The organism is Endozoicomonas sp., from assembly GCF_031844845.1.
In the GTDB taxonomy this organism is placed as follows: domain Bacteria; phylum Pseudomonadota; class Gammaproteobacteria; order Pseudomonadales; family Endozoicomonadaceae; genus Endozoicomonas.
Genome location: NZ_JAVRMB020000275.1, coordinates 1 through 7797 on the forward strand (window position 1 = coordinate 1; position 7797 = coordinate 7797).

Genomic DNA, 7797 nt, shown 5'->3' on the forward strand with positions numbered 1-7797 from the left:
CAATTGAAGCAGGTTTGGGAGCGGGGCGGACCATTCCATTAGGTCTTTCTTCTTGACGCATAAACAAGTATTAAACCATGGTCAGGTTTTGAATATTGTATTTATTCAAAAAGAAAGACCTGACCCCAATTTTTTTTTTACTCAAATCAATTCCGAGAACAGCAACCTGACCTTTCTGGCTTACTCCTGATTTGTTATGTTTACTCATGGTTCGCTCCGTTTCTTATTTTGAATGACGTTCGCTTAGCTCATTCTATCATGGCTCAATTGAAGCCGGTTTGGGAGCGGGGCGGACCATTCCATTAGGTCTTTCTTCTTGACGCATAAACAAGTATTAAACCATGGTCAGGTTTTTAATATTGTGTTTATTCAAAAAGAAAGACCTGACCCCAATTTTTTTCCGAATTCATCACGACGGGACACACTGATCTGGTTATGAGAAGCAGCCAGCAAAACATTGCCACTAAAGGCCACTTGCCAAATAAGTCTACCGTTAGCCCCATGCTTAATGATGTAAGGCTGGGACATACTCTCATCATCAAGACTAAAGACCATCACTTTTTCTCTGTGGTCGGTTACACAACTATTTTCCTCGTCGTAACATATAACTGCCCAATGTCGACCATTATTACTGAAACTATGTCTTAGACCCAACAATGTTGGCATAGCAACATACCGATTTTTCAGATCAGTTTTTCCCAGACGGCATTTTCAGGCTCAACCATCAAGAGGGGGGGGAATGCCATCTGCTTCCTGAAAAACTACTGCAATAGCCCCATCTGCTTACCAAAAGCAACCAGTGACTGGGTCACAGCATCATTAAAAGGCTGACGCACATGATGTTGCTGAAGTGCAAAGTGGTGGCATGTCGGTGATTTATCATCCAGACAATCGTTCAAATAAGAGGCCAGGGCAGCCACTGAGGGATCAACGGCTGATTTGAGCGCTGAAAATCCAATCTCACCCAATGACCTATTCTGCTCTGCCAATATTTCTCCTCTCTCTAACAGACTCTGAACTGTAATGAATGACTTTGATTTCGGGTGCTGACCCTTATTGAGCTGGCCCCATAAAAAACTCAACTGCTCGTGGTCAGAGTCGCCAGACAGTTTTTCAACAAGATCCAGCCCTTCTTTATATTTCTTGTTGATGATGAATCCCAAAAGGGCATTTAGCGCCTGTTCTGAACGTTCTGAAAGGTTCAGTTTGTACGAAAACGCCTGTGCCTTCATCGCTTCAAGAGGATTGCCCATATCCAGGGAAACCGGCGTCTTTCCCTGAGGTAATACCGACAGATGGGGATGCCCCCGTTGTATAACATGAGATGTCAGATTGGCACCTTCCACCAGGACCGGATAATCCGAGCTGTTCACCAACTGGTCAAAAACCGGTCTGGGCAGGCTTGGCATAACCCCCAGCACCACCTCACCCGATGATAAACCCTGTAACCAGTCTGTCACCTGTTTATCGGTTTTACCGGCAAATCCGAAACAGCGAACACCGGTGCTTCCCTCCAATGACTCTAAAGCATCACTACCCATCATATTGGAAACCAGAGTGACCATCACGGGACATTTATCAGTGGACGATGCTAACTTCTCCTGAATGGCTTTAACCCATGTTGTTAACATCTTCTTTCTGTCTGCCCCCCCCACATCAAGATGATGCAGCCCATAAACCATCGAAATATGCAGTCGATTTTCTTTCCGCTTTGCACACAGGGTTATTCCCGCGTTAATGGCAGCACCGGGCTCTGCTGAAAGTTCAGGCTCAGTGGAGGTTTTGCCTGCCAGGTCCAGATATTCAATACCTGAGGAATGGTTTACATTATTGGGAATAACAGCATTAACCGGCAAATTCTGTAAAATCGGACGCCCCCTTTCCGGATTGTCGCGAATAGCAATCCACATTGATGCAGCTGCAGAAGCAAAATGATAAGGCTTTATACAGATGTAATTCTTGGATATGTGGCTACATGTTTTCTCCACAGTATAAAAATCAGAAAATGAAAATATAACAGGACTGCTTACTGACCTTGACCTTGCTGCACAACTACCGACAGGTATTATTGTAATGGTCGTACCACCTTTCCTGATTTTCTGGCCCTGTTTCTCAACTTCTACCATTGCCCCAATCTGATCAGACAATTTTGCAGAAGCAACTGACAATTCACCAAGGGCAGAAACCATGTAATTGATATTTTTTACCCCCAATCCGGCAAGAACCTCCAACACTCGAACCTCAGCATTGAGATCACCCTGACTATAATATTTACCTGCCTTCTCCCCTGGAAAAACATCTATCTCGGAAAACACCCCCACGTTATCAAATCCTGCCAGCAGAGCTTTAGCCTGACCCAGAGAGTCAACAGAGGCAGCGGAATCCAGATTGTGTCTCTCAACAGCCTGAACCAGGTTCCGTCCCGCTTCCTTACAATCAGATCCCGGTTTACGATACGCAAAGCCTTGATATGTTTTTCGCCTATATTGATCACGGTAGTTTTTCCGGTTAAACCCTGTGAGTTCGGGTTCGGTAGCCAGCAAATCAAACTTTTTTAGTGCTTTGTCGAATATACGGATACATTCCATATCCAGTGGTCCTAATGTACCATCCACAAGCGCTCGAATACACTTGCTAAATTCTTTGGTACAACTAAGCGGCCTACGGTGTAAATCAAATTCCAGTAAATAAGCTAAAATTTTTACATTACGATACTTCAAAGCGGCAGCAACCAGACCATTATTTTCCATGCATTCTTTCTGCCACACCCCTGCAGGGTACTTTCCAATTAGTGTAAGCAAGCAATTAAGGCTATCAGCACCCTTTCCCATAATTGCATAGTGCAATGAATTTTGTTCAAACCTATCTTCCTGTTTGATAAGATCGGGGTATTTATCCGAAAGAAATTCCATACATTCCAAATGCCCCCCCTGCGCCGCATATTGTAAAATATTTTTTTTCTCGAAACCAAAACGACGATTATAATCATTCCCAAAGGTATCACAAAGAAATCGAAGGCAGTCAATATGGCCATTTGCTGCGGCCAAACATATCGGACTTTCACTCCTCCCATACCCGGCATACAATTCCAATAATTCAGGCGCTTTACCGACCAGTAATTTAACACACTCTAAATAGCCCAGCTCTGCTGCACGATGCAATATACCGGAAAAACGAGACTTCCTTTGAAACAATATTCCAGGCATCAATTTTAAAATGTCAACGCGATTGCATTCTACAAGTTTAAGAAGGATGGTGATAAGCTCATCATCACCAGTTGATAACAAATCAATATTTTTAAATTTATTAAAAAAATTCTGCGTTAAAAACTCATCCATAAGGTGACTCAGATCTGTTTTATTATCATCCTCCTCCAAAAACAGCATTGATGGATAAGCCACAGATTTCATTGATCGATCACCCACAGGTACTGCTTCCACAGATGCGACACCGGCTGATTCACCCCCACCATAACCTACTATCTGTTTGGGAATATTCAGGGCTGTAGGCACCTTTTTTGAATCAGCAACAGTTACACTATCCTGTTTACCAAATGATTCACATTCCCCTGAATTGGGCAAGCCTCCCCCATTTCCTAAACAATCGATCATAGCAAACGCCTCACCTTTATTGATCAATACAGATTAATATATTCCTAAACACCCCAGAACCCGGAAAACTTACCGCTATGACCACTAGCCACGGAATAAGTTCAAATTCTTTTATAACCAAGACAGCTGGGGCGAATGGAATAAAAAGGGAATAAAAAGGGGACACCCATAAACCTGACTAACCGAGCAACAAAGGGAATAAAAAGGAGGAATAAAAAGGGGACACCCATAAACCTGACTAACCGAGCAACTAATATACTTTTCTCCTGACCAAAAACCGGGGTCAGGTCTTTCTTTGTGCATTATGTCAACCAAAGTTTCCAGTTAAGCAAAAAGCACGCTACCGCCCGTAGATTTTACCGCCGTCTTTTATTGACGTTGGGGAGCATGGGTTCAGGTAGCTCAGAGTGGTGATTTTATAAGTTGGAAGATTGTACTAACTCATACCGATAGGCGGTCAGTAGTAAAACCACGGTAGTACTATAAAAAGCCTTCTCTGGTGGGTTTTTTCGGTGCTGGGGGGCGAGGGGTAGGGGATTAGAGTGGTAGATGAGACTAAAAATCAACCAATTAAGGCAATCCCGATAGGTGAGATTTAGGAGAAACCTTAGTCTGTAGATGTCGTGTAAAAACCGCCATAACCGATTGATCTATAAGGAATAGCAAACAGCCCACCAAAAACGAAAAAGTGGGAAACTTTTTAGAGAAGAAACCAGGGTGTGGGGCGTTTGTCGGCAAATGTCGGCGTTTATGTGGTTGCTGTAAAAAGCAATAGGTGGGTTTTTGCAGGGGGTAACTTGCTGAAATAGCGGAAGAAAATGAAACAAAGGTAACTTTGATAGGGTAGGGTAACAATCACAAAAGTGGCGGAGGGACGGCAATAAAGTAATGTATTTTTTTCATAAAATATGAAAAGTAGATTATCTGAAGCAATCATCGGATACACAAACCATTCTCTTAGAATAAGTATAATATTGCCTGACACACGAAAAAAATCAGGTCGTTTTTCACATCTGTTGAGTTGATGTCGGTAGTCACACGACGGTTGCTGGAGAAATTCGGTTTTGATCCGGTCAAGCTGGCCTATGCCATCACCATCCATAAAATCAGGACTCAGAATACCCCTGTGTGGTGATTCCTATGGCCATGCAGCACTACACGTTGTTGGACGGAACCTGCTCTATACCGGTGTCACCCGTGGCAAACAGATGGTGCTGCTGGTGAGCCAGCCCAAGGCAGTGGGCATGGCAGCTCGAACCCGAAAGTCGAACCGCCGGTTGACCAACCTGCAGGCGAGGTTGGGGCAGGTGTGAATTGTCTGATGCTACGTCAGAATTCTCTGGGAGGTTCTCCTTTTCGGTCCGTTACGGTGATGGTATCGATTTTTTCGTCGACGCCATCCACTATCTCCAGGATAAATTCCCAGTGGTTATTGAGGTTGTAATGCAGTTTGTATTGATTGCCGGACTCAGGGACAAGATCCTTCAGAGTGATATCGTCAGTATAATTTGCATAGCGGGGCTTTAATCGGGGATCGGCGATTTTATAAATATTGCCATAGTTATCTTCGTGAATAACGCAGTAAAGGCGGTCAGTGGTGAATGAAAAGGCAACCAGTACTTTGCGTGCCAGTTGCTCCAGTGTTGCAGTAACTGGCACCATCAGTGTTCTGCGACATTTGTAGGCATACATTGACGCATTAATAATGTAGCTGTCGTGCAGTTTGACGACGGGTGGATGCAGCAGTTGTTTAATGTCGTCCCGCCATTGCTGGACGACTTTCAGCATGCCGTTAGCTTCATAGAGTATGTCCTCGCAGCCAGCGGGCAGAGCCAGTCCATGGAGGTCGACGGATTTCTGGAAGGCATTAAACAGGGTTACGCCCAGAGGGGTAAATTGCAGGTGTGCAAGCTTATGGGTACCTTGCCACTGGATGTTGGCCAGCCCAAAAAGGTTTAATAATGCAATGTTATAAGCCCCCAAACTGATGGGCAGTGCTTCAAGACCTATGGGTGAAATCGGCTCCTCATTAAAAGCAGACTGTCTGAGAAAGTTAACGCCACTGCAGGCCAGGAGGCGATGATCCCGGCCGTGCAGCTCTTCACCAATAATGTCTGAACTGCCCCGGGTCAGCCAGGTATCCAGCAGGCTGAAGTATTGCTCTACAGGTTTCAGCTGTTGCCACTGTGCCATCATGTTTTCGTTAATGACCAGCTGCAGCTTGTGGGTTCCCGCCACGACAATCCGGCCGAGCCCGGAGGCACGAACCAGTAGGTACAAACCCAGTACCGAAGGGTAGTGAATGGTGAGTGGACGCTTTAGTTCAGGGCAGTCGGGGACGGTCAGCTCTCCATTCAGAAGCGCAGTCCATTTCTGGACCGGCTGTCGCTTCCCCTTACTCAGCGGGACGGGTTTTTCCATAACGCGGTTCAGAAAGCTATTGAACTCTTTTACTGCAGAACCGGGTTCTGTGTCAGTGAAGTCTTGAGCCTGGATGACTTTCAGCGAATCAGATGAGAGTTTGATGAATTTCATGTCAATCAACGTCGCCTGCATAGGAATCGTAAGTGTCTGACAGGGTGTCATGGAACCACCAGCCTATCCCGGAGGTGTCCTCTACGATGGCGAGAAGGCGATCGTTGAACTCCTGGAGCAGACTTTCTTTGGTAATAAAATTGATGGCATTTTCATACATACTTTCCATGCTGCGATAGAATGACTCATCAATATCGCCATACTCTTTGGTACACCAGACGTCAGACTCCACAAAAGTGAGCATGATATCAGCGAGACCGGCATTTGAGCAGGATATTTTTTTGTAATCCGAAATGGCTTTTCTGGCCACGGAGGCCCGCATGCTGGGGAATTGTTTTCGGCCAGAAGGGATGTACTCATCCCTGACGATCTTTTTGTATTTTTCCAGCATAGCAGAATCGTCATTAAAGAAAGAGGCCTGATAGAACTCTTTCACATTGTTGAATTTCTTGTAGAGGTGAGTAATTTCTTCGACCAGTTCATTCTGGGTCTTGTTTCTCAACTGTTTCTTCAGTTCAGTGTGGCTGGGTTTCCTGGTCATTCGTACGATCATTTTTCAAGGGGCAGGGGCGTGAGATGGCTGGTGGCGATTTGTAGCTTGATGAGTGATCAATGACAACTATTTTCCGGAGTTCCTGTCGGTAGGCGTGTTTATCGATAGTTGCTGAAATCGGATATTTTGACAAAGTACGCCACTGGCGTATAATTAGGCCTGTGGTTATTATTGAAACGACGACCTTCACTCGAAGGATCAAAGAGTTAATGAGTGATGATGAGTATAAGTTGCTGCAGGAATCACTGGTTAACCGGCCTGACGCTGGGCCTGTTATCCAGTCCACCGGTGGGTTGCGAAAGCTGAGGTGGAAGCTGGATGGGCGAGGTAAAAGTGGTGGCGTACGCATCATTTATTACTGGGTATCAGCCGATGATCAGATCTATATGCTTTATGCATACCCCAAAAATCAGCAAGGGGAGCTGACTGCAGAGCAGAAGAAGCTGCTGAAAAAAATGGTAGAGAGGTGGTCCGATGGATAAATCAATGTTTGATGAGTTACTGGCAAGCGTCCGGGAGATGGATGACATTCGTGAAGGTAAGAAGCCTGCTGCGCGAGTGACTGAGTTTCCAGAGGTGGAGGTAAAAAGTATCCGCGAGAAAGTCGGGCTTAGCCAGAGCAGGTTTGCCTTGCTGATTGGTGTCAGCAAAAGGACGCTGGAGAACTGGGAGCAGGGACGTCGTCAGCCAACCGGGCCTGCTAAAGCGTTATTGAGAATCTTTGCTGTGGATCCGGAAGGTACATTAAAAGCCTTGCATGGGTGAGGTTGAAAACGGGAAGGCGCGCAGGGGGGATCGGGTTCGGGTTCTTTTGATCGGATCAGTACAGTCATTCACGGAGTATGATGGTCGCCGGGGTGGTAACCATTAGCTATAGCTGCATGATTATGCGGTGAGCGTACTGCCGGTAAACAGCCTTAACTCAGTGAATTTTCAGAACCTCTGTAAGTTCATTCAGAACGTTGATGCTCCAGCGGCATTAATAGCTATCCCCTTCTTCAGTTCTTCTGCTGGCTCAGATTCTATACAGTCTTTGATTAAACGCTGTCTCTTATACACATCTCCGAGCCCACGAGACGTCCGTAAGCATCTCGTATG

General features: G+C 45.5%; 8 protein-coding genes. 3 read left to right on the forward strand and 5 right to left on the reverse strand.

Features of this window, described 5'->3' with window-relative positions:
• Positions 1 to 70: 70 nt before the first annotated feature.
• The 3 genes from RM811_RS14620 to RM811_RS14630 all read right to left on the reverse strand — a co-directional run bounded on the left by RM811_RS14620 (position 71) and on the right by RM811_RS14630 (position 3611).
• The gene (locus RM811_RS14620) at positions 71 to 208 is read right to left on the reverse strand and encodes a hypothetical protein (RefSeq protein WP_402525640.1); all 138 of its coding nucleotides are present in this window, start codon (positions 206 to 208) and stop codon (positions 71 to 73) included.
• A 161-nt stretch (positions 209 to 369) separates the two neighbouring features.
• Positions 370 to 666: a hypothetical protein gene (locus tag RM811_RS14625; protein WP_402525642.1), complete on the reverse strand. Its 297-nt coding sequence runs from the start codon at positions 664 to 666 to the stop codon at positions 370 to 372.
• Between the two features lie 95 nt (positions 667 to 761).
• Complete coding sequence (locus tag RM811_RS14630) at positions 762 to 3611, reverse strand: ankyrin repeat domain-containing protein (RefSeq protein ID WP_402525644.1); 2850 nt, start codon at positions 3609 to 3611, stop codon at positions 762 to 764.
• A 1085-nt stretch (positions 3612 to 4696) separates the two neighbouring features.
• Here RM811_RS14630 and RM811_RS14635 point away from each other — a divergent pair.
• A complete protein-coding gene (locus tag RM811_RS14635) occupies positions 4697 to 4924 on the forward strand; it encodes a hypothetical protein (protein ID WP_402525646.1) in 228 nt (75 codons plus the stop codon).
• Between the two features lie 16 nt (positions 4925 to 4940).
• Here RM811_RS14635 and RM811_RS14640 read toward each other — a convergent pair whose 3' ends face one another.
• Both RM811_RS14640 and RM811_RS14645 read right to left on the reverse strand, forming a co-directional pair.
• On the reverse strand, positions 4941 to 6146 hold the full coding sequence (locus RM811_RS14640; RefSeq protein WP_402525649.1) for an IS1096 element passenger TnpR family protein: 1206 nt from the start codon (positions 6144 to 6146) through the stop codon (positions 4941 to 4943).
• Position 6147: 1 nt separating this feature from the next.
• Positions 6148 to 6687: a DUF6155 family protein gene (locus RM811_RS14645; RefSeq protein WP_402525651.1), complete on the reverse strand. Its 540-nt coding sequence runs from the start codon at positions 6685 to 6687 to the stop codon at positions 6148 to 6150.
• 221 nt (positions 6688 to 6908) lie between these two features.
• Here RM811_RS14645 and RM811_RS14650 point away from each other — a divergent pair, with 221 nt between their 5' ends.
• Positions 6909 to 7181 carry a type II toxin-antitoxin system RelE/ParE family toxin gene (locus tag RM811_RS14650; RefSeq protein ID WP_402525653.1) on the forward strand — a complete coding sequence of 91 codons (273 nt, stop codon included), beginning with the start codon at positions 6909 to 6911 and terminating at the stop codon, positions 7179 to 7181.
• Positions 7174 to 7464, forward strand: a complete 291-nt coding sequence (gene nadS / locus RM811_RS14655) for a NadS family protein (RefSeq protein WP_402525655.1) — start codon at positions 7174 to 7176, stop codon at positions 7462 to 7464. Before RM811_RS14650 ends, nadS begins: the two co-directional genes overlap by 8 nt.
• Positions 7465 to 7797: the final 333 nt, after the last annotated feature.